Origin of the sequence: Tautonia rosea, assembly GCF_012958305.1 — a bacterium.
Taxonomy (GTDB): Bacteria; Planctomycetota; Planctomycetia; order Isosphaerales; family Isosphaeraceae; genus Tautonia; species Tautonia rosea.
In genome coordinates this window covers 159137-181231 of sequence record NZ_JABBYO010000003.1, presented here as the reverse complement: position 1 = coordinate 181231, position 22095 = coordinate 159137, and the positions used below count along the sequence as shown (strand labels likewise).

General features: G+C 62.1%; 19 protein-coding genes. 9 read left to right on the top strand and 10 right to left on the bottom strand.

Features of this window, described 5'->3' with window-relative positions:
- Positions 1–125: 125 nt before the first annotated feature.
- From HG800_RS06095 to HG800_RS06065, 7 genes are all read left to right on the top strand, one after another.
- Positions 126–1193 (top strand): type II secretion system F family protein, encoded by a 1068-nt coding sequence (locus HG800_RS06095; protein ID WP_169974850.1) that lies wholly within the window; start codon positions 126–128, stop codon positions 1191–1193.
- Between the two features lie 238 nt (positions 1194–1431).
- Positions 1432–2541 carry a type II secretion system F family protein gene (locus HG800_RS06090; RefSeq protein WP_169974848.1) on the top strand — a complete coding sequence of 370 codons (1110 nt, stop codon included), beginning with the start codon at positions 1432–1434 and terminating at the stop codon, positions 2539–2541.
- 129 nt (positions 2542–2670) lie between these two features.
- Positions 2671–3813, top strand: a complete 1143-nt coding sequence (locus tag HG800_RS06085) for a type II secretion system F family protein (RefSeq protein WP_169974845.1) — start codon at positions 2671–2673, stop codon at positions 3811–3813.
- Complete coding sequence (locus HG800_RS06080) at positions 3810–4283, top strand: type IV pilus modification PilV family protein (protein ID WP_169974843.1); 474 nt, start codon at positions 3810–3812, stop codon at positions 4281–4283. The genes HG800_RS06085 and HG800_RS06080 overlap by 4 nt, the downstream gene beginning before the upstream one ends.
- A complete protein-coding gene (locus tag HG800_RS06075; protein ID WP_169974842.1) occupies positions 4280–4810 on the top strand; it encodes a hypothetical protein in 531 nt (176 codons plus the stop codon). Before HG800_RS06080 ends, HG800_RS06075 begins: the two co-directional genes overlap by 4 nt.
- Positions 4807–5235 carry a hypothetical protein gene (locus HG800_RS06070; protein ID WP_169974840.1) on the top strand — a complete coding sequence of 143 codons (429 nt, stop codon included), beginning with the start codon at positions 4807–4809 and terminating at the stop codon, positions 5233–5235. Before HG800_RS06075 ends, HG800_RS06070 begins: the two co-directional genes overlap by 4 nt.
- 2 nt (positions 5236–5237) lie before the next feature.
- Complete coding sequence (locus HG800_RS06065; RefSeq protein ID WP_169974838.1) at positions 5238–6164, top strand: DUF1559 domain-containing protein; 927 nt, start codon at positions 5238–5240, stop codon at positions 6162–6164.
- Positions 6165–6171: 7 nt separating this feature from the next.
- Here the strand turns inward: HG800_RS06065 and hisC are convergent, their stop codons facing one another.
- The 7 genes from hisC to HG800_RS06030 form a co-directional block, all read right to left on the bottom strand.
- Entirely contained in the window at positions 6172–7224 is a 1053-nt protein-coding gene (hisC, locus tag HG800_RS06060; RefSeq protein ID WP_315851981.1) for a histidinol-phosphate transaminase, read from the bottom strand.
- 77 nt (positions 7225–7301) lie between these two features.
- On the bottom strand, positions 7302–7802 hold the full coding sequence (locus HG800_RS06055; protein ID WP_169974837.1) for a GNAT family N-acetyltransferase: 501 nt from the start codon (positions 7800–7802) through the stop codon (positions 7302–7304).
- A gap of 213 nt (positions 7803–8015) precedes the next feature.
- On the bottom strand, positions 8016–9407 hold the full coding sequence (hisD, locus tag HG800_RS06050) for a histidinol dehydrogenase (RefSeq protein ID WP_169974835.1): 1392 nt from the start codon (positions 9405–9407) through the stop codon (positions 8016–8018).
- Positions 9408–9536: 129 nt separating this feature from the next.
- On the bottom strand, positions 9537–10340 hold the full coding sequence (panB, locus tag HG800_RS06045) for a 3-methyl-2-oxobutanoate hydroxymethyltransferase (protein WP_169974833.1): 804 nt from the start codon (positions 10338–10340) through the stop codon (positions 9537–9539).
- Entirely contained in the window at positions 10330–11832 is a 1503-nt protein-coding gene (locus HG800_RS06040) for an ArnT family glycosyltransferase (protein ID WP_169974831.1), read from the bottom strand. Before HG800_RS06040 ends, panB begins: the two co-directional genes overlap by 11 nt.
- Before the next feature lie 5 nt (positions 11833–11837).
- Positions 11838–12809, bottom strand: coding sequence for an aldo/keto reductase (locus HG800_RS06035; protein ID WP_169974830.1), 972 nt, complete (start codon positions 12807–12809; stop codon positions 11838–11840).
- A gap of 72 nt (positions 12810–12881) precedes the next feature.
- Positions 12882–13478, bottom strand: coding sequence for a 3-keto-disaccharide hydrolase (locus HG800_RS06030; RefSeq protein ID WP_169974828.1), 597 nt, complete (start codon positions 13476–13478; stop codon positions 12882–12884).
- Positions 13479–13722: 244 nt separating this feature from the next.
- On the opposite strand from HG800_RS06030, the gene HG800_RS06025 reads away from it, so the two are divergent.
- Both HG800_RS06025 and HG800_RS06020 read left to right on the top strand, forming a co-directional pair.
- Positions 13723–14709 (top strand): sugar phosphate isomerase/epimerase family protein, encoded by a 987-nt coding sequence (locus tag HG800_RS06025; protein WP_169974826.1) that lies wholly within the window; start codon positions 13723–13725, stop codon positions 14707–14709.
- 300 nt (positions 14710–15009) lie between these two features.
- Complete coding sequence (locus HG800_RS06020; RefSeq protein WP_169974824.1) at positions 15010–17772, top strand: hypothetical protein; 2763 nt, start codon at positions 15010–15012, stop codon at positions 17770–17772.
- A gap of 39 nt (positions 17773–17811) precedes the next feature.
- On the opposite strand, the gene HG800_RS06015 is transcribed toward HG800_RS06020, so the two are convergent.
- From HG800_RS06015 to HG800_RS06005, 3 genes are all read right to left on the bottom strand, one after another.
- Positions 17812–18858 carry a hypothetical protein gene (locus HG800_RS06015; protein ID WP_169974822.1) on the bottom strand — a complete coding sequence of 349 codons (1047 nt, stop codon included), beginning with the start codon at positions 18856–18858 and terminating at the stop codon, positions 17812–17814.
- A gap of 440 nt (positions 18859–19298) precedes the next feature.
- The gene (locus HG800_RS06010; RefSeq protein WP_169974820.1) at positions 19299–20087 is read right to left on the bottom strand and encodes an alpha/beta hydrolase; all 789 of its coding nucleotides are present in this window, start codon (positions 20085–20087) and stop codon (positions 19299–19301) included.
- Between the two features lie 326 nt (positions 20088–20413).
- Positions 20414–22066 carry a CARDB domain-containing protein gene (locus HG800_RS06005; protein ID WP_169974818.1) on the bottom strand — a complete coding sequence of 551 codons (1653 nt, stop codon included), beginning with the start codon at positions 22064–22066 and terminating at the stop codon, positions 20414–20416.
- Positions 22067–22095: the final 29 nt, after the last annotated feature.

Sequence of the window (22095 nt, the reverse complement as noted above, 5' to 3'; positions counted from 1 at the left end):
GAGCAATTGTGATACCTCTTGATACCGAATTAGAATTTCTCGTCACCCCCTCGACAACCTGTGACAACTGTCGTAGAATCCGATGAGTTTCGATCATCCGGCCAATCGGAAGAGGACTGCCGACGATGTCGAGCAGGGGCGAGGTAGATCGGCTTTCGCTTGAGGAACTGATCGCGCTGAACGAGGAAATCGTGGCGATCGTCCGCGCCGGATTGCCGATCGAGCGGGGGCTGATCGGATTGGGTGGTGACTGGAAGGGACGACTCGGCCGGGTTGCGAGTGCAATTGGCCATCGGATGGAGGCCGAAGGGTGTTCTTTGTCCGAGGCGATGGCAGAGGAATCCCGCCCGTTGCCCGACCTCTACCGAGCCATCATCGAAGCAGGAGTACGCTCGGGCCGGTTAACGGCAGCACTGGAAGGTTTGACCATGTTCGTTCGAACTCAGATCGAGTTGCGGCGAACACTCTCCATTGCCCTGCTCTATCCTGCGATTCTCGTGGTTCTGGCCTATGGGATGTTTATCGTCTTTGTGACAGTCCTGGCGCCTCGGCTGGCACCGGAATTTCAATCGCTTGGAGCTTCGTCGACCGCCATTTCATTGCTCAGCAAGATCGGCAAATGGGCCTGGATTTGGGGACCGATCGGCATTGCAATCCTCGCCATGTTCGCCACGATGTGGATGCGATCTGGTCGGGTGTCGGTGCTGGAGCCGAGGGGCGACCGAGTGCCAGGACTCCTCTTTCCCGCGGTCGGAACGGTGGTCGCACTGACCCGAAGCGGATTATTTGCAGAACTCCTCGCGCTTCTTCTTGAGAACCGAGTTCCGATGCCCGACGCGCTGCGCCTCTCATCCCGGGTGATTGGGGATTCGAAGATGCGGGAGGCAAGCAACCTGCTGGCCGATTCCATTCAACGCGGCGAGCGATTGCAGAATGCATTCTCTCCGGAGATCTCTCAAACGTTTCCACCAATGCTGCGTTGGTTGATCTGTTCGGGATCGATCCAGGTAGATCTGTCCCAGGCCCTCCGTAGTGCCTCCCGGAACTATCGAGAGCGAGCGGCCTCGCGAGTTGAACTCCAACGTCTCATCATTCCCACATTTTTACTTATCGGGATTGGAGGAACCGCGGTTCTCCTTTACGGGTTGACGTTATTCGTACCGTTCACGGAACTCCTGGAAACCGTCCAGTAATGCGGTTCTTGTGTGGCCGCATTATCAGCTCGGGAAACGGAGACATGCATAGCTCCAGCACGCAATTCTCGCCCTTGCTTGCGTCGGAACGCGGAGCAGAGCCTTTGATCATTCGAAGCCAGTTCCTTCGCTCCGGACTCGCAAGCGAGCTCCAAATCCAGAGATCATCACTTCCGAGTCTTTGTCGTACGGCCGCCCTCGCTGGCCTGAATCAAGACGTCCCTTTCGGACACGATGCATGACTGACCCCCGCTCCGATCCCCTCGATCCCGACTCTCCCGCAACGCGCAAACCGTTGAGCGGACGCGAGGCGGCCGAACTTGCTGAGGCCGTGAGCGGGTTGGTCGGGGCGGGGATTGCCTTGCCAGAAGGACTGCGAGCTCTGGCCGATGAATCCGAGTCGGCCCGCGTCCAACGCAGCCTTTCTCGATTGGCCGAGCGCATCGATCAAGGTGCATCGCTCGGAGAAGCGGTCACGGCCGAACGTGATCACATGCCGGCTCATCTCCCAGGGATCGTGATTGCCGCAGAGCGCTCCGGCCGCCCGCAGGAACTCCTTCTGGAGGCGATTCGATTCGAACGGATCCATCACGAATTGGCCCGGCATCTTCTCATCCGATTGGCCTATCCCACGATCCTTCTCTGCGCCTTCGCCATCGTTTTCCAGGTGATTGCCCGATTCGTCACCCTGGATCTTGTGGCGGTTTACGAAGACTTTGGCGTTCGACTCCCTGCCCTGACCGAAACACTTATTCAACTTTCTCGATGGATTAATTCGGTAGGATGGGCGCTTCCCATGGGAACGCTCTTGATGATCCTGCTGGTCTGGCGATTCGCGCAAGGGGCCGGCCTTCGCGGCGGAAAGCGAATTGCCAACGGCATTCCTCTGTTTGGGAGAATCTGGAGGAACGCTGCAATGTCCGAGTTCTCGGGGCTGTTGGCGATTCTCCTCGAAGGGCGACTGACCATGCCCGAGGCACTTCTCCTAGCGGCGCGGGGGGTCTGCGATCCTGATCTGATGTCAGCATGTCTTGGCGCATCACATGAGGTTGAGCAAGGCCGATCGCTCCTCGACGCCGCTCGCCAATACCGACTGTTCCCAACCGGCTTCGACCGGTTGCTCACCTGGGCCGAGACTCATCAGGTCCTCCCCGACGCGCTCCGACTCGCCTCAGACATCTACCTGGCACGAGCCCGGTCGCAGACCACGCTCCTGGGCGTGTTTCTCTCGGCGGCAGTCGTGGGCTTTGTCCTGATCGGTGTGATTCTCATCGTGCTCGGCCTCTACCTCCCGTCGTTGAAATTGCTTTCGGCATTGACAGGCGGACCATTTAGCGCGTTGTGGTGATTTGCACAGATGAGCAGATTTTCGAACCCAGGATCTCAAGAGGCGAAGCGACTTCCGCCAGGGCTTATCCCGACGGACGAACCGGGACGACCTCTTCCTCAATCACGGACAATGACGTTACGAGACGCGATGATCCTCATCGTGGTCGTTGCGGTCGTGGTTCGGCTTGCCATCCCGGCAGGCCTGGGGATCGTGATTCTCCTCGTGATCGTGGCCGTTCTGGCGGGCATGGTAGGGGGAATCGCCATGCTTGTCCGGGGCCGATCGATTCGAGCGGAACCGATGCTCCGGGTCGTCTCGTATGCCGTTGAGCGTGGCTTACCTCTCGAACCCGGCATCGAGGCCTGCGGCGCACTCTGCGGAGGTTCCTTGCGTCGGCGATCCCAGGCAGTTGCCTCACTCATGGAGCAAGGCGTGCCCATGTCTGAGGCCTTTGCTCGTATTCCAGGATCGTTCCCAAAATCGGGTTTGGTGTATCTGCGCATGGGATGGGATGGCCCGGTGCTCGGGCAAGCACTTCGGGCCTTGAGTCTCCGCCGTTCGGAGTGGCAACCATTCCAGGCACTGATCGGATCAAGGTTGACCTACTTGATCTGGACGCTTTTGATGATCCAGGTCGTAGTTCTTTTCATGATGGGATGGGTCGGTCCGAAACTTGAAGCCATCTCGTTGGATTTTGGTGTCGAACTCCCGCCGATCACCCAGTGGACCTTCGGCCTGACCCGGCATCCTGCCTTCGGACCGATGGTTGCGGGCATGTTTCTCCTGCAACTGGCCGCCTTGCCGTTCCTGGCTGTCGTTGCGTTTGATCCCTTGGATTGGGGCTTCGCTCCGGTCGATCGGCTCTTGATGAAGCGGCACGGGGCGACTGTGCTACGAACCCTTGCTGGCGAAGTGGCGCTGAACCGACCGATGCCGGAGGCCCTGGAGCGGATCGCCCAGGCTTATCCGAGTCGATCAGTGCAACGACGCCTCCGATGGGCGGCGGCTCGTGTCGCTCGAGGCCAGCCGTGGACACAATCGCTGATGTCGACAGGGTTGATCAGGCCGAGTGACGGCGCGGTTCTCGATGCGGCCTCGCGGGCGGGGAATCTTGCGTGGTGCCTTGAGCATCAGGCAAACGGACTCGACCGTCGGTTTGGATACCGTGTCATGGTCTGGTGTCAGTTGCTTTATCCCGTCGCTGTAATCGCGCTTGCGATTCCTGTTGTCGTATTCGTGCTCACCTATTTTCTTCCCCTCGTGACCATCATTCAGGCGATGGGTTCATGACGCATGATTTTTTCAACGGTCGGACCGCGTCACCTGTGTGTCACCAATTGGGGTGTCATCGGAGGGGGTTTACCCTCATCGAGGCAACGGTTGCCGTGGTGTTATTGATGGTGGCCATGACCACCACGCTGCAAGCTGTTTCGTGGATCGCTCGGGAGCGTCAGTCGCTCGACCGCCGCGCGATGGCGATCCGGGAAACCGAACACCTGCTGGATCGTCTGGTCCGATCCGGTGCCAATCCGAATGTTCCCCTTGTCCTTTCTTCGGAAGGAGAACAGGCACTTCCCGATGGGACGATCTTGGTCGATCGGGTCGATGAAGCGCAGGGCGGCGTGACAATGCAACACATCACTGTGACCCTTCGCTATCAAGACCGCCCCGGTGTACCTGCCTCCGCCGTCCGACTGAGTACCTGGATCGTGCGAAACAAGGAGTCCAAGGACTCATCCTCTGGGGAGCCCGCACCATGATCTCCCGGCTGAACCGTCGCAGGGGTCAACGATCGGGCGTGGCGTCGCTCATCGAGGTTCTCGCCGCGATGACCGTGATCTCCGTTCTGTTCGGAACCACGGCGAGCCTGACCGCCCTGATGTTCCGTCTCGAACGACTCGGCCGTGATGACCTGGCCGCAACCATGACCGAGGGAACCCTTGCCTCGGACTTCCGAGCGGATGTTCATGCGGCGACACGCGTAGAAGTGGAAGAAGACGATCCTGATCAGATCGTCCTGATCGGACCTGGCGATCGGAAGACGACCTATCGAAGGCAGGAACGTTCGTTGATCCGTAAAGCGCTTTGGCCTGACGAGCCCGAGCGGCGTGAACGGTATCGTCTCCGTCCTGGAACAGTCGTTCGCTGGGAGCGAGAGGACTCGGATGTGTTCCCTGTGATTTCGTTGGTGCTCGAGGTTCCGGGGACGATTGAAGGGGATCGGAGGTCCGTTCGGATCGAATCGACTCTTGGTCGCGACCATCGCTTCGAGGAGGACAACTCATGAAGGCTCAGGCAGATCGCCGTCGAGGAGGAGCCGCCCTGATCGCTCTGGTGTGCCTGAGTGTGATCGGTGTGGTCCTCGTGGGTCTGTTGCGAGTGAGTAAGGCCCGGGCTGATCAACTCCGCCTGATCGAGCGGGGCTGTCAGGCTGACTGGCTCGTTGAGGCGGGGCTCGAACGTGCAGTTGCCCGAATCACAACCGACCCGAGCTACAACGGGGAGATCTGGACGATTCCGGCCGAGTCGTTGGGACGTCGACCAGCCACCGTGGTTCTCTCGGTCCAAACCGTCGCGGAGGGTGAGGGTGATTCGAGTCGCGTTCACGTCCGAGCGGATTACCCGTCCGATGGCCCACCCGATGACCGGGTCCGCCGCAGCAAGACCTTCAGAATCACGCATTCCATCTTGAACAAAGGAACACAAGAGTGAACATGCGATTGGTTCAGAGACATGCGTTTACGCTCATCGAGTTGCTGGTCGTGATCGCGATCATCGGGGTTTTGATCGCGCTCTTGCTGCCCGCGGTTCAATCCGCCCGGGAGGCGGCCCGGCGGGTGCAGTGCACCAATAACCTGATGCAGATCATCTTGGCCTCGCAGAATTATGCATCGTCGCACGAGGTGTTTCCCCCCGGTGTGCTCGACGATCCGGGTTCGGGACCGATCCCGAATCTCCCAATCGGCAAGCATTATGGGTGGGCCACGCAAATTCTCCCATTCATTGAGGAGCGGAATGCCTTTGCCAAGCTGAATTTTGAGACTGGCCTTTATGCTCCAGCCAACGACACGATCCGAGCGATTGAGAAACGCATCTTCCTGTGTCCCTCCGATGGGCGAATTGGCTCCGGCGGCCCCTCCCCATTGGGACAGTCCAGCTATGCCGGGTGCCATCATGATGTCGAAGCGCCGATCGACGAGACGAACCACGGAGCATTTTTTTTAAATAGTGCCATCAGCCATCAGGGAATTCCCGACGGTCTCTCGAACACGATCTTCTTCGGTGAATTTCGAGGCACCGGGGTCCCCACACTCGGATGGGCCTCGGGTACGCGGGCGACTCTGCGCAATACAGGGACTCCGCCGAACTGGTCAGCTCGTTTCCCCGTGGGCATGAACCCGGATGGACTGGATGACGAGGGTCTCGATCCGATCGAGGAGCCAGCGGAACTCGATCTCCCGGAGAACATTCCGCCCGCTGCGTTCCTCGTCGGCGGATTCGGGAGCAACCACCCCGGGGGAGCAAATTTTGCCTTCGGCGATGGATCGGTCCGGTTCGTCAAGGACACCATCGATCGATCGGTATTCCGTTACCTCGGCCATCGGGCTGATGGCGAGGTGATCAGCGACAATTCCTATTAATTGATGTTCAGCGGGAACGCTTTCCGAGAATTGTGCCGATGACTTCCAGAAAGCGGTCGATCTGCTCGTCCGTCCCGACGGTCACTCGCAGACCGGGTTGGTGACCGGAATAACGCATCAGTCGGACGAGAATCTTTTGCGCTTTCAAGGATTCGTACATCTCTTCGGCCGGTGGTCCACCCTCGCACCAGACGAAGTTGGCCTGGCTCTCGGGAACCGAGTAACCGAGTGCCCGGACGGCTTCGGTCAAGCGACGGCGAGTGGTGACGACACGGCTCCTGATCGACCGGGTGTACTCCGCATCGTCGATTGCCGCGGTCCCTCCGAGCAAGCTGAGGGCATCGCAGTTATACGAATCCTTGACCTTGTTTAATCCTTCAATCACCTCGGGCCGGGCGATCAGGTAGCCAATCCGCAAACCGGCGAGACTCAGGCCCTTGCTCAAGGTCCGGGAGACGATCACGTTGGGCAGTTCCGAAACGAGACCGATACAATCCTCGTCGGCGAAGTCGGCATAGGCCTCGTCAACAACCAGGGTGCCCGAAAACTGGCGGGCAATCGCGGCAACCTCGGAGGGGGGTCGCATCGTGCCGGAGGGGCTGTTGGGGTTCGCCAGGAAGGCGAGCGGGGCGCCGGTGGAGGAAAAGGCGTCGGCCGGGAGGGTCCAATCGGGCAGGAACGGGACCTCGACCGGCTGGGCATTCTGGATCTCGGCCAGGGTGCGATAGAGGATGTAGCTGGGAGTCGGGTAAGCTAGCGGATCGCCCGGTCCGACAAACGCTCGGGTCAGGATCGTCAGGCAATCGTCGGATCCGTTGCCGGCCAGGACCATGTCGGGAGTGACCCCGTGACGCCGGGCCACCGCCTGGCGAAAGGCAGTTCCGGACGGGTCGGGATAGAGCCGCAAACGACCGTCGGCGAGGCCCGTCTGAATCGCCTCGGCCACCCGGGGAGAGGGTGGGTAGGGATTCTCATTCGTGTTCAGCTTGATGATGCCGCCCGGATCGCGCGGCTGCTCTCCGGGAATGTAGCCGGCCATCCGGTCGATGTGCGGCAGCACGGGAGGGGTCCTTTAAGGTCGAGACGTACGGGTCCGAGGTCGAGAACACAGATCATGTCAAGTGAAGTCGAGTCAGATCAGACGACGGAAGGGGTTGTCGTGTGCGAAGCGAGCCGCCGCAACGGTTCGTCGTCGATCCGGTAGACGGTCCACTCATCCATCGGTCGGGCTCCCATCGCCTGATAGAACCCGATGGCCGGCTCGTTCCAGTTCAGGACTGACCACTCCAGGCGGCCACACCCTCGGTCGACGGCCAGCCTTGCGAGCGAGGAGAGCAAGGCCTTGCCGATCCCCCTCCCGCGATGGCTCGGCCGAACGAACAGGTCTTCCAGATACACGCCCGCTTGCCCTCGGAACGTCGAGAAGGTGTGGAAAAACAAGGCCAGGCCGACCGGATGCCCATCCCACTCGGCGATCAGGGCTTCGGCAAAGGGGCGATGCCCGAACAGACCGCGTTGAACATCCTCGGGGGTTGCCTTGGCATGTTCAAGCAACTGCTCGTAGTCGGCCAGTTCCCGAATCAATTCGACAATCGTCTCACAGTCGTCGGGTCGGGCGGGTCGGATGGTGGCGGTCATGGGGGGTCGATCGAACCAAGGAAGGAGGGAGGAATTCGGTCGGACGCGATCGTCTCAGGAAGGTTGCCGTACTCGATCTCGCGTTTGACGAGGAGATGATACCCGGATTCCGGTCTCGGTTTCGAGACGGAGAAGTGGACTCACCGGCCGCTCCCGCACCACAACAGCGGACAAAAGGGTTGATCGAAGGACACGACACCCACGGAAAGGTGGTCACGGAGCTTCGGGATTCTCATCACTCAGACGAACGTCGACGCTGTAGCGGTGGGCGGTGAGTCCTTCCTTGTCGGCAAGCAGTCGAACATCAGGGGCGAGTCGTTCCAGGCCTCGACGATCGACGTGAATGAGACTCGTCCGCTTCAGGAAATCGTTGGACGCCAGGCCCGAGGCCCATCGAGCCGTGCCGCCGGTCGGGAGGACGTGCGAGGGGCCGGCGGCGTAATCACCCACCGCGACGGGAGTAAGGTGGCCGAGGAAGATAGCTCCGGCATCGGTCAGACGATCAGCCATGCGGTGGGCATCACTCGTGGAAACGTGCAGGTGTTCCGGGGCGATGAGGTTTGTAAGGTCGATCGCCTCCTCCTCGTCTCGGACGAGGATCAAGGAGCCGAACTGTTCGAGGCTGTCCCGCGCCAGATCGCCCCGGCTGAGCCGTGAGAGCTGATCTTCGAGCGCCTCAACCACGCGGTCGATGAGATCGGCTTCCCAGGTTATCAAGATGCTCGCGCCCGGCGAGTGCTCGGCCTGGCTGATCAGGTCGGCGGCAACGAAGGCGGGATTGGCCGTCCAATCGGCGATCAGGACCACCTCGCTCGGTCCGGCGATGCTGTCGATATCGACCTCGCCGTAGACCTTTTGCTTGGCGAGGGCGACAAACAAATTACCGGGGCCGACAATCTTGTCGACCTGTGGAATTCCCTCGACACCGTAAGCCAGGGCCGCCACCGCCTGGGCGCCGCCGATTCGGTGGACTTCCGTCACGCCCAACAGGTGACAAGCCGCGAGGAGGTCGGTGTTGTAGCCGCCGAACTCCGTCGGAGGGACAACGACGGCGATCTCCTCGACCCCCGCGGCCTGCGCAGGGACGACGGTCATCAGCAGCGACGACGGATAGGCCGCCGCACCTCCCGGCACGCAGACGCCGACCCGTCGCATCGGCCGATAGCGGAGAGTCAGCTCGACCCCGGGAGACGGCGTCATCACGGCGTCTCTCAGGAGGATGCCTGATTGAAAGGCCAGGATGTTGTCCCGAACCCGGCGGACGGTACGCAGGTACTCGCGGTCGGCCTTCTGATAGGCATCGGCCATTTCTTCGGAAGAAACGGTGACGGACGAGCGGTCGAGCGGTTTGCGATCCAGTTTGGCCGTGTAGTCGAGCACCGCATCAATCCCGTGCTCGCGGACGTCGGCGCAAATGCGATCAACGACCTGTTGGGGATTCAGCGGTTCGCCGAAAACGGCAATGGTCAGTTCTCGACCGCGGGGGCTGACCACGTCTCCCCTTGGGCTCAACTGCGCTCGGAGAGAGGCGATGGCCTCTCGGGCGTCGTCAGCGCTGGTGTCGATCCGGGTGATGTTCAAGGCAGGCGTCGTCGAACGGGGCATCTCCGCTCCCCTCTCCAAAGGCTCGGGAACGATTCCATTCTAGGCCCGGGGTCGAGAAGGCAAGACCAGGCACCGACCCTATCCGGGACACACGGGTCGGTCAATGATCCGCTCGGCTCGGATCGCTCGTCATCGGAAGCCTTCCTCATCGGAGGGAAAGGCCGAGGATTGAACGTCGTTTGCGTATCGCGTCGCCGCCTCTCGGACAGTCGTCGCCAGCTCAGCATAGCGGCGGACAAATTTGGGGCGGAAGCCTTCAAACAGCCCGAGAACATCGTGCGTGACCAGCACCTGGCCATCGCACGACGGCCCTGCACCAATGCCGATCGTTGGAATCGTTAAGGCTTGCGAAATCGTTGCCGCGATCTCTGACGGAACGCATTCGATGACCAGCGCGAACGCCCCGGCCTCGGCCACGGCGTTGGCATCAGCCAGCAAGACCTCGGCGTCGCGCTGGACCTTGTAACGGCCCAGATGGCGGATCGATTGCGGCGTCAGGCCAATGTGGCCCATGACCGGCACGTCGGACTCAACGAGGGCTCGGATGGTCCGGGCCATCCGTAGGCCCCCCTCAAGCTTCACAGCCTGGCAATCGGTTTCTTTCAACAGCCGGCAGGCCGACCGGACCGCCTGACGACGGGATTCGTGGTACGAGCCGAACGGCAGGTCGGCCACGACCAGGGCGCGCTTCGCGGCTCGGGCAACCATCTCGGTATGGTAAATCATCTGATCAAGCGTGACTTTCAACGTCGTCGGATGTCCCTGAACCACCGTGCCGAGCGAGTCTCCCACGAGCAGGACGTCGATCCCCGCCCCGTCGAGCAAGCGAGCCATCGTGAAGTCGGCGGCGGTCAGCGAGGTAATCTTCCGACCCTCCCGCTTCCATCGGGAAAGTAGCGGAGGAGTCACCACTTGGTCGTTCTCAGTGGCCATCAGAGGCTCCATCGAGGCCGGGCTTCGGCACAAGCTCGACCACGAACACATCGGGCCGATCGATCAGGACGTGGTATTGTTCGCGGGCCAGACGGCGAAGCAAGGCGAGACGGGGCTCGGAGCCGTCGGCATCCTCAGGGACAAGATCAGCCAGGAAGGCGGCCCCCCGGCTCCGGTAGAACTCGACCAAGGCCAGCGGATCGTCGGGCATTCCCAGCCGCCCGCCCCACTCTCCTGCTGCCCGCTGGGCAGATCGAGGGGTCGTTTCCAGGCGGCAGCCTCGGCGATCGGAGGCGTAGAGCAGTGCCTCCGGAGCCACGAGCCACCGATCGGCCGGGACCACCCGGCGAATTTCCTCGGCCGCCTCGTCCAGCGCTTGCCACTCGGCCGGGGTTCGCCAGGTTGAGGAGGAGCCGATCGCCGCCATCCCAACGAACACCGCCCCGAAGACGGCCGCCCATCGACGGCCGCCCTGTGCGCGGGCCAATGCCAGGAGACTCCGAGCGATCCCGACGCTCAACACGGGTGCCAGCACCATCCAATAGTATTCGTGATGCCATTTCCCCGCCAAGAGCACCAGGGCGAGCAGAGCGGAGGCTCCCCAAATCCACCAAAGGCGGTCGATCGGCCGGACCTTGAAGACTCCCACCATCGCCAGCACCAGTCCGATGGGCGTGAACGATCGGATCAGCAGATACCGTGCCGCGGGCCGGTAGGTTTCCGGATCAAACAGCACCGTCGGCACGAGTGCGTCGAGCCAGATGCGCCGGTTGTCGAGCGAGGCCCGCGAACCTTTCCCTTCTGCCAGCAATACAGACGCATGAACATACCAAAGAATGGCGGGCGCCAGAGCCAGGATCGCCAGCCCGATCGCCCTGCGTGATTTGGGGCCGAGAATCGCGATGAGCGGCATGAAGACGAACGCCGAGGTCACCTTCACCGCCAGGCTCGTTGCCAGCAGGAGCCAACCACCGAGGATCCAGCCTCGCCGCCCTTGATCCTCGTGGGCGAAGGCATCCCAGCAGCGCAGGGCGGCCAGTTGCGTGCCGAGCATCAGGGCGTCGGGCTGCACGGCCCGACCGTAGCGGATCATGACCGGCATCATCGCAAAGGCACCCACGGCGAGCAGGGCGACCCCGACTCCTTCCCGACGTCGAGTCAGACCGTAGAGGCCCCAGGCTCCGAGGGTCGTCGCCAGGGCAGAGACGAGGCGACCCGACACGCCGATCGGCCACCCCGTCACCCGAGTCACTTCGGCAACGAGGCTTGCATAGATCGGCGGTTCGACCAGGAAGAGGTTCGGGAAGGGTCCCGTTTCGAGCTGGGGACGGAGGAACCCCGACCCGCGCTCAATGTTCCGCGCGACCATCGCCGTGGGGATCTGACGGCCGACGTAGTTCTCGACAATCGGCTGATCGACGTTCCAGGCCCGCACCCCGAAGGTGAAGGCCAGGAGTGCCAGCAGTGCCAGCCGGTCACGATGTCGCGTCACAATGCTCATTGAGACCAGGAGGTGGGCGTCCGATCCCATCGGTGGGCGCGAAGCGATTGATGGAGTTTCGGTTCCAGAGGGACACCGTCGCTCGTGGCGATGTTCGCCTCGACGTGCCGCAACTTGCGCATGCCGGGGATGATCGTCGACACCGTCGGCTCGGCCAGAATCCAGCGCAGGGCGAGTTCCGGCATGGTCATGCCTTCGGGAACGAGCGGGCGGAGCGCCTCGGCCCGATCGACGCTGGTGCGGAGGTTTTCGGGCACGAAGTAGGTATTCCGCCAGTCCCCTTCGGGCCAGGTGGAATCGTAGGAGAGATTGCCGGTGAGCGTCCCCTCGTCAAACGGGACGCGGGCGATGACGCCGATGTTGCGCTCGCGGCAAAGGGGGAACAGCTCATCCTCGGGTGCCTGGTCGAAGATGTTGTAGATGACCTGAACGGCGTCAACCAGGCCGGTCTTGATGGCCTCGACGCCGTTGGTCGGCTCCCAGCGGTTGACGCTGACGCCGACGGCCTCAACCAGCCCTTCGCGCTTCAGGTCGTCCATGGCGCGCTGCCAGCGGTCGTCGGTCGCCCAGGCATCCTCCCAGACGTGAAACTGGAGCAGGTCGATGCGCGGAAGGTCGAGGTTCGCCAGGCTTTTCTCGGCATACGCGCGGATGTGATCGGGCGGGAAGCAGTCGTCGAGCGTGAACCCTCGGCGCGAGGGCCAGGTGAAGTTCTTCGGCGGGATCTTGGTAGCGACATAAAGGCGGCGATCAGGATGGGCCTTGACCAGGCGACCGAGCAATCGCTCGCTGTGTCCCTCGCCATAGCCCCATGCGGTGTCGAAGAAGGTGCACCCCAGCTCGACCGACCGATGAAGGCTGGCCATCGACTCGTCATCGTTCGAGTCCACCCAGCCGGCCATGCCCCACATGCCGTAGCCGATCTCGGAGACCGACCAACCAGTTCGACCAAAGGTCCGGTATTGCATCGCAAAATCCAGGAGGTTCGATTCCAAGAAACAGTGAGCGGCCGAGCCAGGCTTCGGCCGCTCCGAGGGGATTCAGTCCAGTTCTTTGAGGTAGATGTTCCGGAACTCCAACGGATTGCCGTGGTGTTGCAGCTCCACCGTTCCCTTGGCCGGAATCGGACCGTCGTAGTTGGGCCAGTTTTCGAGAGCGACGTCGTCGACGACCTTCTCACCGTTGAGGAAGACCGTGACCTTTTCACCCTTCATGATGATATGAAACGTGTTCCATTCACCAATCGGTTTGTCGGCAACGACCAGCGGCTTGCTCTCCCCGACCTTGTTGTTGAACAGACCACCGGAGCCGATCTCCGGTTCATCCCAGATCTGGACCTGAGGCTTGCCGCGCAGATAGATACCCGAATCGGCCTTCGGGCCGATCTTCCAATCGACGTACAGCTCGATGTCACCGTAATCCTTCGCGGTCACAAGACTGTTCCCCTTGCCGTCGTAGTGCAGGATGCCATCCTTGACGGTCCAGTGTTCGGCGGCATCGTTGTCCGATTTCCAGTGGGTCAGATCGGTGCCGTTGAACAGGGCGATGAACCCTTCGGGAGGGGTGTTGAGTTGGCTCTCGTCGGTCGGGGCGATGAACACGAGGGTGGCCAGGGCCACGGTGGTCGAAACGATCACGGGCTCGATCTCCGAGTCAAAGGAACACAAAAGGGGGGTTGAACACGTCCGCCGACCCCTCAGGCCGACGCTGGTTCTTGATTAGACCGCGAAGCCAACGCCATGTCACGTCATCCCCGCTCCGCTCCGGCTCATTGACCGCCCGATCCCCCCACCCTAGACTCAACGGAATGCCCGGCTTCATCGCAACATCTCGGGCACCCCATCACTCCTTCGCCCTGCCCTGTTCCGGAGTCTTTTTCCGATGAATTCTCGCGTTCGTTCTCGCCGCGACGTGCTTCGAGGCGCCCTTGTCGGCGGAGCCGCGTTCGGCCTCGGACTGGGCCTCCGTCCGGGCCAGGCCTTCGCTCAAGATTCGACCGGAACCCCCGACGCCGGGCCGATCGGCGAGTTCAAGATCTCGCTGGCCCAGTGGTCGCTTCACAAGCGCTACTTCGCCAGTGGCGACACGGCCAAGGCCAACCTCGGCTTCCCCAGGGATGCCCGGGAAGGGTTCGGGATCGAGGGGGTCGAGTTCGTCAATCAGTTCTTCAAGGACAAGGCCCGCGACGAGGCTTACCTCAAGGAGTTGAAGCAGCGCGCCGACGATCAGGGGGTGGAGTGCCTGCTCATCATGATCGACGGCGAAGGCAGCCTCAGCCACAAGGACCCCGCCCAGCGCAACCAGGCGGTCGAGAACCACAAGAAGTGGGTCGATGCCGCCAAGGCGCTCGACTGCCACTCGATCCGGGTCAACACCGGCGACAATTACAGCGCGACCGAGGTTGCCGACGCCGTCGATGGCTGCTCGGCTTTGGCGGAGTACGCGAAGTCGGTCGGCCTGAATATCATCTGCGAAAACCACGGCGGCCCGTCGAGCGATCCCGACGCCCTGATCGCGCTGATCAAGGGGGTGGGCATGGACAACTTCGGCACCCTGCCCGACTTTGGCAACTTCCCCACCAAGGGGCCTCGTGAAGAGCACGACTACTCTATCGACATCTACGACGCCATCGCCCGCCTGATGCCCTTTGCGAAAGGGGTCTCGGCCAAGTCCTTCGACTTCGACGACCAGGGGCATGAGATCTTCCTCGACTACCCGCGGATCATGAAGATCGTGACCGACGCCGGCTACAACGGCTACGTGGGCATCGAATACGAGGGCGGCCGCCTCTCCGAGCTGGAAGGCATCCTTGCGACCAAGAGCCTGCTCGAATCCCTCTCCGGGGCGAAGTACGAGCCGAAGGGCTGATTGCAAAGGCACCCAACCGCCGGACCGGGTCTCCCCAGAGGCTCCGGTCCGGTCCTGGTGATTCACTCTGAGTCACTTCGCAACACGCAATCGCCCCCCGATCTCGAAGGACGGCGATCCCTTCACCCACGCAGCCGGACCCGAATCGACCGCGATTCCTGAACAAGAGATACGATCACGCTCCCTGAAAAAATGATTTAAGCATCGGTTCCGACCCGAATACGCCCATCTGGTTGAATTCCTGCTGGAAGACTTCTTGGACAATTCCTCACAAGACGGTCTCCGAGCCCGAGTACCTTGATGATGCTTACCCTCGCAAGACGCTACGTACCCCTGTTGGTGCTTGCCTCGCTCATCGGACACGATCAGCCGCTCTCCGCAGAAGATCAAGGGCAGACGCTCTGGGTGGAAGCAGAGCGGCCAAGCCGATCGGACATGATCCGCCACCCTCAGTGGTATGACAGGGTCAAGTCCGAGGAACTCTCCTCAGGCGACTGGCTCTCCCATTTCTCTGACGACCGGCCCGGCACCGCTGAATACGACCTGGACATTCCCCAGGCGGGTCGATATGCCTTCTGGCTCCGCGCCAATCCCGTTCAGGCAGCACTGGATTACCGACTCGATGAGGGCGACTGGCAACCAGTCGACTTCTGTCAGGCCGACCAGCAGGTCTACCTCGCGGACGACGAGAAACCCGACCTGCGCTTCGTCGCCTGGACCCGGCTGGACGACCTGGAACTCAGCGCCGGTCGGCACGTACTGTCTTTTCGTACCCGAAGCAATTTGCATCATCACGGGGCAATTGATGCGTTCGTGCTCACGACCGAGGCGTTTGTTCCCCGGGGCCTCGATCGTCCCGGCGCCTCGAACCTGACTGTCTTCGGCGGCGCGGGGACCTGGCCCTTCCGACCGGAGCCTGACACGTTCCGCGAGGATGCCCTGCTCGACCTCCGCTCGTTGAACGAGGAGATCGCCGGGCAAAACGGGTTCGTCCGGCGGACCGACGACGGCAACGGGTTTCTCCTTGGCGATGGTTCGCCTGTCCGATTCTGGGCCGTCACCACCTATGTCCAGCGTCAGGGGGAGCTGGAGGCCCTGAAACATCACGCCCGCTTTCTTGCCAAGCGAGGGGTGAACATGGTCCGATACCACGGCCACCTCGAACCGAAGCCTGAGGAGCATCCTGAGGCCAGTCTCACTGACCCCGACCCCGAAGCACTCGACCAGGCCTGGAAACTGGTTGCGGGCATGAAGGACTCGGGGATCTACACAACCCTCAGCCCCTACTGGGCTGCGAATTTCAAGCAAGTTCCCGCCCGCTTCGGGATCGAAGGCTGGCCCGAGGACCAGAGCCCGCAGGGACTTCTCTTCTTTAATCCGACACTTCAGCAATCGTACAAATCCTGGCTTCGCAAACTGCTTGCCACCCCCAACCCCTATACTGGCATCCCCCTGGCCGAAGACCCGGCCCTTGCGGTCATCCAGCTCCAGAACGAGGACTCGATGCTCTTCTGGACCATGCAGAACGTCAAGGGACGCCAGCTCGAATTGCTCGGCAAGCAGTTTGGGAACTGGCTTGTCAACAAGTATGGATTACTTGATTCTGCGATTCGAGCCTGGGATGGAGACCGGATGCGCGACGATGACTTCGACCGAGGAATCGTCGGGATTCACATCGTTTGGGAGTGGACCCAGTCCCGCAGCGGAGGCCGCAAGGCCCGGCTCGACGACCAGCTCCAGTTCTTCGGCGAGACGATGTACGCCTTCAACCAGGAGATCGCTCGCTATCTCCGAGACGAGCTCGGCTGCCGCCAACTGATCAACGCAGGCAACTGGAAGACGGCCGACCCGATCCGCCTCGAAGATGTCGAACGTTGGTCCTACACAGCGAACGATATCATTGCCGTCAACCGGTATTACAGCCCGGTACATCTCGGTCCCGATCGCGGCTGGCGGATCAATGCCGGCGACCGCTTTGCCAATCGCTCCGCCCTGCTCGACCCGAGAAGTCTACCGACAAACATCAAGCAGGTGGCCGGATTCCCGACCATGCTCACCGAAACGAAATGGGTTCCTCCGCTGACCTATCAGGCCGAGGCTCCCGTTTTGGCCAGCGTTTATTCGGCCCTGACCGGGATCGACGGCTTCATCTGGTTCTCGACCGGCGAGACGGAATGGTCCCTTGTAGACCGCGCCGAGTGGAACGCCGCCTCCCGCAAGAAATGGGAAATCGCCACGCCAATGGTCCTCGGGCAATTCCCGGCCGCAGCCTTGATCTATCGGCTCGGCTACGTGACCGAAGGAGAACCGGTCATAATCGAGCACCGAACCCTCGACGAACTTTGGCAACGCGAGCCGCCGATCATCGCCGAGGACCCGAGCTACGATCCGAACCGTGATCTCGGTGACTCGGCCCGACGGGTTGAGCAGACCGGGCCGGACGCAGTCGATCCCCTCGCCTTCCTTGCCGGACCGGTCGTCGTCTCGTACAATTCCGACCCGAGCCGGTCGGAGGTGGCCGACCTCGACGCCTTGATCCATCGCGATCTACAGCGCGTGGGAAGTGTTACCGGAGAGGTGGTGGTCAACTTCGGTCAGGGGCTTTGCGGCCTGAATGCACCGAAGGCCCAGGGTGTGGTCGGCTTCCTCGATCGAGTGGGAACGTTTACCTTTCGAGATGTGACGATTTCCTCACAGAATTCGTACGGCGCCGTGCTTGCCGTCTCGCTCGACGATCAACCGCTGGCGACCAGCCGATCGATCCTTGTCCAGCTTGGAACCGAGGCATTGCCGACCGGGTGGACGACCCACCCCACCACCTTGTCCATCGACGACGGCCAGCGCGAAATCGACGGGTTCGAGATCGTTGAGACCGGCCGGATGCCCTGGGCCATTGCTCGGACGAAGGGCTCCATCCGCGTACAAAATCCGCAACTGACCTCGGCCGTCGTCCTTGATCCCAACGGGGTTCCTGTCCGCTCACTCGACGTGACCACCAGTGACGGATCCTTGAATGTCGATCTCCCTGCCGAAGCGCTGTACGTCGTTCTCCAGACAGATTAACCTGACCACCAAGCAAGTTCTAACGCAATCCTATTTTAATTAAAGCTTTCGATTCACGGGAAAACTTCTGAGCTTTACGATGAGTTTCTCGATCAGATCGGCTCTGGCATCACGGGCAAAGCGTTTCTCGATCTCAGGGCTGGCCTCCGTGCCGATTTCCAGGCGGCTTGATTCCATCGCGCTGAGCCCGGGAAGCGGCACGCGAGTTCTCGCCTCGAAATAGTCGCTCCAAAGGATTCGGCCGGACTGTTCAAGCACTAGCTCAGTTCGAATCATTGTCGTTTGATGAGGCGATTGGAGGTACGAGGCTCCGTACTGTTCCGTCAGCGACGATTCAAAGCGGAACGGTGCTTCGACCCAGAGATCGGCCAGCGAGGAGTCGGGCGGAGCAACTAGATAGCCGCGTTGAAGCAACCCGTCCTGGATGAGCCGACGAAGGTCCGAAAGGTACGCGTCTCCTGGTGGTCCCAGCGGCCCGGGGGTAAGGTCGATCGGTTCAATCCGGATTCCATGCGTCTCCACGAGCTTTGCCACAAAACTTCGGAGCCGGTCTCGCACTGCGGCCACCGGAGCGGCTGGAGCGAGATCGAGGTCGCTCGCCAGCCGATGGGCCAGGGCAAGTGCCTCGGCCGGATTGTCCGAGCCGAGTGCGGCCTCGGCGCGGGTCAATTGCAGATCGGTCCACCGCTGGGCAGCTTCGGAGATCGCGTGTTCCGATCGGGCCTTCAGCGCATCCAGGGCGGGATCGGATGCCACCCGATCGGCAATTGCTTGGGCCTGTTGCAGCCCTTGTTGTGCGGGTTGATCCGGCAAACGGTCGAGCTGAGCGGTTACCTCGGCACGGGCCAGTTCATCACGCCGCTGGGTAAGACGATCGAGTCCGCCCGGCGGCTCAATTGCAGACTGAATGGCCATTGTTCGAGCCGCCTCAGCGGCGAGAAAGGCCTCCGAGAGGTCCCCGGCCAGGGAGGCCTCTTCCATCTCCGCCACGCTCAGCGCGATGGCCTTGGTTCGTTCGGCCTCGATCGACCCCTGCCACCATTGCCAGGCCATGATCGGCAGGATGACGGCGAACGCGAGTCCCACTCCGAGCGGAGCCCACCGTAGCCATTGCGATCGCTTCGAGCGCCGCCGCCCGACATTCCTCGGGAAAAACGGCACTTCGACCAGAGTTCCGCAGCCCCGGCAACGAACTCGTCGCCCGGAGGTTCGCGTCTTCAGGCGAAGTTTCCGGCCACATTCGGGGCATCCGAACGCCACTGATGTCCCCATCCCCGCCCCCCGTCAGTCCGGGTCCGGCCCTCGATCACGGTTCACGATCAGGGGGGAGCAGCCAGCATCTTCTCATCATTCACATCAATCGATGTGGCTTCGACGTTCCGACTCACTTGATTCGCGTCACCGTTGAGCGATTCCCAGGGAGGTACGAGTCGAATCATCACCTCTCGCGACGTCGGCCTGCTCCTCTGTGATCTTACGCCGGAACAGGGAACATGGGGAGAGCCTTGCACGCCGAGCAGTCGGAATCAGTGAGCGCGGGCGGTGCATTGCTCGATGAGCCAGGAATCGACATCAGAGAGCATTGCGGGCGTCATGGTTCGCGCCGCGTTGTAGACGCGGGAGGTGAGGGGCAGACCGGCATTGCGGAGGAGCTGGTCGTCCCGAATCGCATCCTGAAGGGGTGATCGGGCATTCCAGAGGCCATGCAGGGAAAGGATCGGCAGCGATCGGCAATCCTTCAAGCGGGCCAAAGGGCGAAAGCCCCGGGGAATCCAGCCATTCAAGGCGACCACGCCGGCAAATCGTTCGGGATGAGTCAATCCGAGACGAAAGGCGACGGCCGCCCCCTCGCCACTTCCGACCAGAAAAATCCGTTCGGAATGCACGTGGAAGGCCCGCATCGTCCGGCAGACGGCGGAGAAGAGGGTATCCTCAATCGTGTCGAACGAATCGGCCATCCCGTGCGTCATGAAGCGGGGGAGCATGGCCTCGGCGTCGATCTCCTCCCAGTGCGGGCCGGGCTTGCGCCGGGGATGCCGAAACGAGGCTCCCCAGTCATAACCGGCAACCTTCCCTGCCCGAAGCACAGGCTCGGGAGCGCGAAGACCCAGGCCGACGTAGTTCCGCCAGCTCATTGTCGGCATGGCATCGACAAGTTGCTGTTCGTCGCCGCCGCGACCATGCAGGAGCACGAGCAAGGGGTATGCGTAGTTCGGCTCGTACCGGTGTGGGATGAAGGTCGCTTCGACCGACGTCTCCGCCCCGATCCCGGACGACCGTTCCATCGAGCCGGGCGTCCGGCGTTCCTGAAACATGGTGCGGGCTCCTCTCAGCAGGTGCATCTCGTCAGGGAAATTCGGGAGTGACATTCGCAGAACGATCGACGTACGGGCTCGAGTCAAGGGTCAACCGAGGTCTTCCTGGGCCCGATCGCGTCGGTGATCGACCCTGAACAAAGCATAGCCAGGAAATTGCCGTCCTTCAACATTTTACCTAGTTCATGATGCCGTTTCGGGGGTATCATTCCGAGCAAGAGGAACGTACGCAATCTGCGGGATCGGCGGAACTTAGGTAATGATGGGTCGCCGTCAGAGGGATCTGGGGCGGACCCGGGCCCGGGTCCGCCCGAGAAGCTCCCGAGTCATACCTGGTTATGGGGGGTTCCGCCGGGGTGTCTTGTTGGGAAGGCGGGGAGTGTGGGACGCCGGGGAGGCAGGTTCTGTCGCCGCTGTTCGAGTTGCTGACGGAAGGCCTGCAGGCGGTTCCGGAATTCCTGGATTCGCTGTTGCTGGTCAACCCGGGTGATCGGGGTTGGCCTGGGGTTCGCGGGGCGATTGGGAATCGGACGGGGGGCCGGGGTGGGAGTCGGAGTCGGAGTCGGGGTCGGAGATGGCGCTGGGGCCGGTGGACGAGGTGCCACCAGATGAGAATCGGGGGCCTGAGCTACAGGGAGTGTCAGAGTCATCGGCACCGAGAGAGCAGCGTTGTTGGTCAGACTCGACTCATCGATGAGGTTCTCGGGGTCGACCTGAACGACGAGCCGGCCGATGCCATCGCCGAGCGGAATGTTAAACGGCAGCTTGCCAGGGAGTTTGAGCGTCTGGTTGACGGTCTGCGACGCACCCGCGGCCAGGCCGTTTTCGAGGAGCGCGTCACCGAGCACCAGGGCATTGTTCAACTCACCGTTCGGCCCGGCGAGGAGGAAACGCAGGTGGAGCGGGCCGGCACTGGCCGGACCCTGGTTGGTGATGGTCGCGGCGACCTGGAAGGTGCCTCCCCAGGTCAAGGTCGCACCAGGAGTCAGGACATCCGAGGCGGTCAAGTCGGGCCGAGCGGCGTCGGGGTCGGACGGGGGGGCGTCGGCGGTCGGGGTGATCGAAAGCACCTGCCAGTCGATCCCTCGGCCCTGGGGGGCCTGAGGAGCGAAGATTGGGTGGACGTCGTACTCGGCATCGGCGACGACCCGGGCAATGAAGCCACCGGCGGCGGGGAAGTCTTTCGGAGGTCCGTCGGGCAGGCGAACATAGCCCGAAACCTCAACGCTGGAATAGGGTTGGAGCTCACGGACCTCCAGATCGCCGACCAGGGTCACATCCTGACCGGTGCCGGCAGGGATGTTCGGCGGTGTCAGGACGACCCGGGCGACCGAGGCCGGGGCTCGACCGGGGTGCGTGTTCTCAATCCGGGCAGTCACCTTGACCATTTCGCCCCAGTTCAAGGACGAATCCTCGAACTGGACCGAGCGGACTTCCAGGTGAGCCGACGACCGGGGGACGATTCGAACCACAGCGGAGTCGATGTTCAGGCCGCGGTCAATGTTGTTGGCCTGGTTGGATTCGGCCACGGCGTTGCCGGCGTCGACGACCATCCCGATGTGGACCGCGTCGTCAGTGCCCATTCCGGGAACGGCGACCGGAGGAAGATCGAGCGTCTCCTCGAAATCGACCGCGTCGCCGGCCTTCACCGCGTCGAACTCGACCGAGCCGATCCGGACCGCGCCGGTTGAGCGATCCGGAGCAGCCGAGACGTAAACATCGACCTTGAACGGAGATGCCGCATCAATGTTCCCCTGATTGCGGAGGGTGCCGCTGATGGTCAGGGATTCTCCCCAGTCGCCGGTCGAGTCGGACTTGAACGAGACGGCGACGAGGTCGGGTCCTTGGGCTCCCGCCAGCGCAGACCCGACATTGGCAGCCAGGAGCTGGCGGCCTTCCAGCGGTTCGAACCTCAGGAGTTTGGGGCCTCGCGTCCCGCTGCGTCGCCCCCTGGCGTCTCGACGGTCGTGCGTCGCCATGCTCGTCTCCTCCGTGAGTCTCGGCCGGA

What these genes read in the sequence shown, in the direction of transcription:
- HG800_RS06095 (WP_169974850.1), top strand. Translation starts at nt 126, where the DNA reads ATGTCGAGCAGGGGCGAGGTAGATCGGCTTTCGCTTGAGGAACTGATC.
- HG800_RS06090 (WP_169974848.1), top strand. Translation starts at nt 1,432, where the DNA reads ATGACTGACCCCCGCTCCGATCCCCTCGATCCCGACTCTCCCGCAACG.
- HG800_RS06085 (WP_169974845.1), top strand. Translation starts at nt 2,671, where the DNA reads ATGATCCTCATCGTGGTCGTTGCGGTCGTGGTTCGGCTTGCCATCCCG.
- HG800_RS06080 (WP_169974843.1), top strand. Translation starts at nt 3,810, where the DNA reads ATGACGCATGATTTTTTCAACGGTCGGACCGCGTCACCTGTGTGTCAC.
- HG800_RS06075 (WP_169974842.1), top strand. Translation starts at nt 4,280, where the DNA reads ATGATCTCCCGGCTGAACCGTCGCAGGGGTCAACGATCGGGCGTGGCG.
- HG800_RS06070 (WP_169974840.1), top strand. Translation starts at nt 4,807, where the DNA reads ATGAAGGCTCAGGCAGATCGCCGTCGAGGAGGAGCCGCCCTGATCGCT.
- HG800_RS06065 (WP_169974838.1), top strand. Translation starts at nt 5,238, where the DNA reads ATGCGATTGGTTCAGAGACATGCGTTTACGCTCATCGAGTTGCTGGTC.
- HG800_RS06055 (WP_169974837.1), bottom strand. Translation starts at nt 7,802, where the DNA reads ATGACCGCCACCATCCGACCCGCCCGACCCGACGACTGTGAGACGATT.
- hisD (WP_169974835.1), bottom strand. Translation starts at nt 9,407, where the DNA reads ATGCCCCGTTCGACGACGCCTGCCTTGAACATCACCCGGATCGACACC.
- panB (WP_169974833.1), bottom strand. Translation starts at nt 10,340, where the DNA reads ATGGCCACTGAGAACGACCAAGTGGTGACTCCTCCGCTACTTTCCCGA.
- HG800_RS06035 (WP_169974830.1), bottom strand. Translation starts at nt 12,809, where the DNA reads ATGCAATACCGGACCTTTGGTCGAACTGGTTGGTCGGTCTCCGAGATC.
- HG800_RS06025 (WP_169974826.1), top strand. Translation starts at nt 13,723, where the DNA reads ATGAATTCTCGCGTTCGTTCTCGCCGCGACGTGCTTCGAGGCGCCCTT.
- HG800_RS06020 (WP_169974824.1), top strand. Translation starts at nt 15,010, where the DNA reads ATGATGCTTACCCTCGCAAGACGCTACGTACCCCTGTTGGTGCTTGCC.
- HG800_RS06010 (WP_169974820.1), bottom strand. Translation starts at nt 20,087, where the DNA reads ATGTTTCAGGAACGCCGGACGCCCGGCTCGATGGAACGGTCGTCCGGG.
- HG800_RS06005 (WP_169974818.1), bottom strand. Translation starts at nt 22,066, where the DNA reads ATGGCGACGCACGACCGTCGAGACGCCAGGGGGCGACGCAGCGGGACG.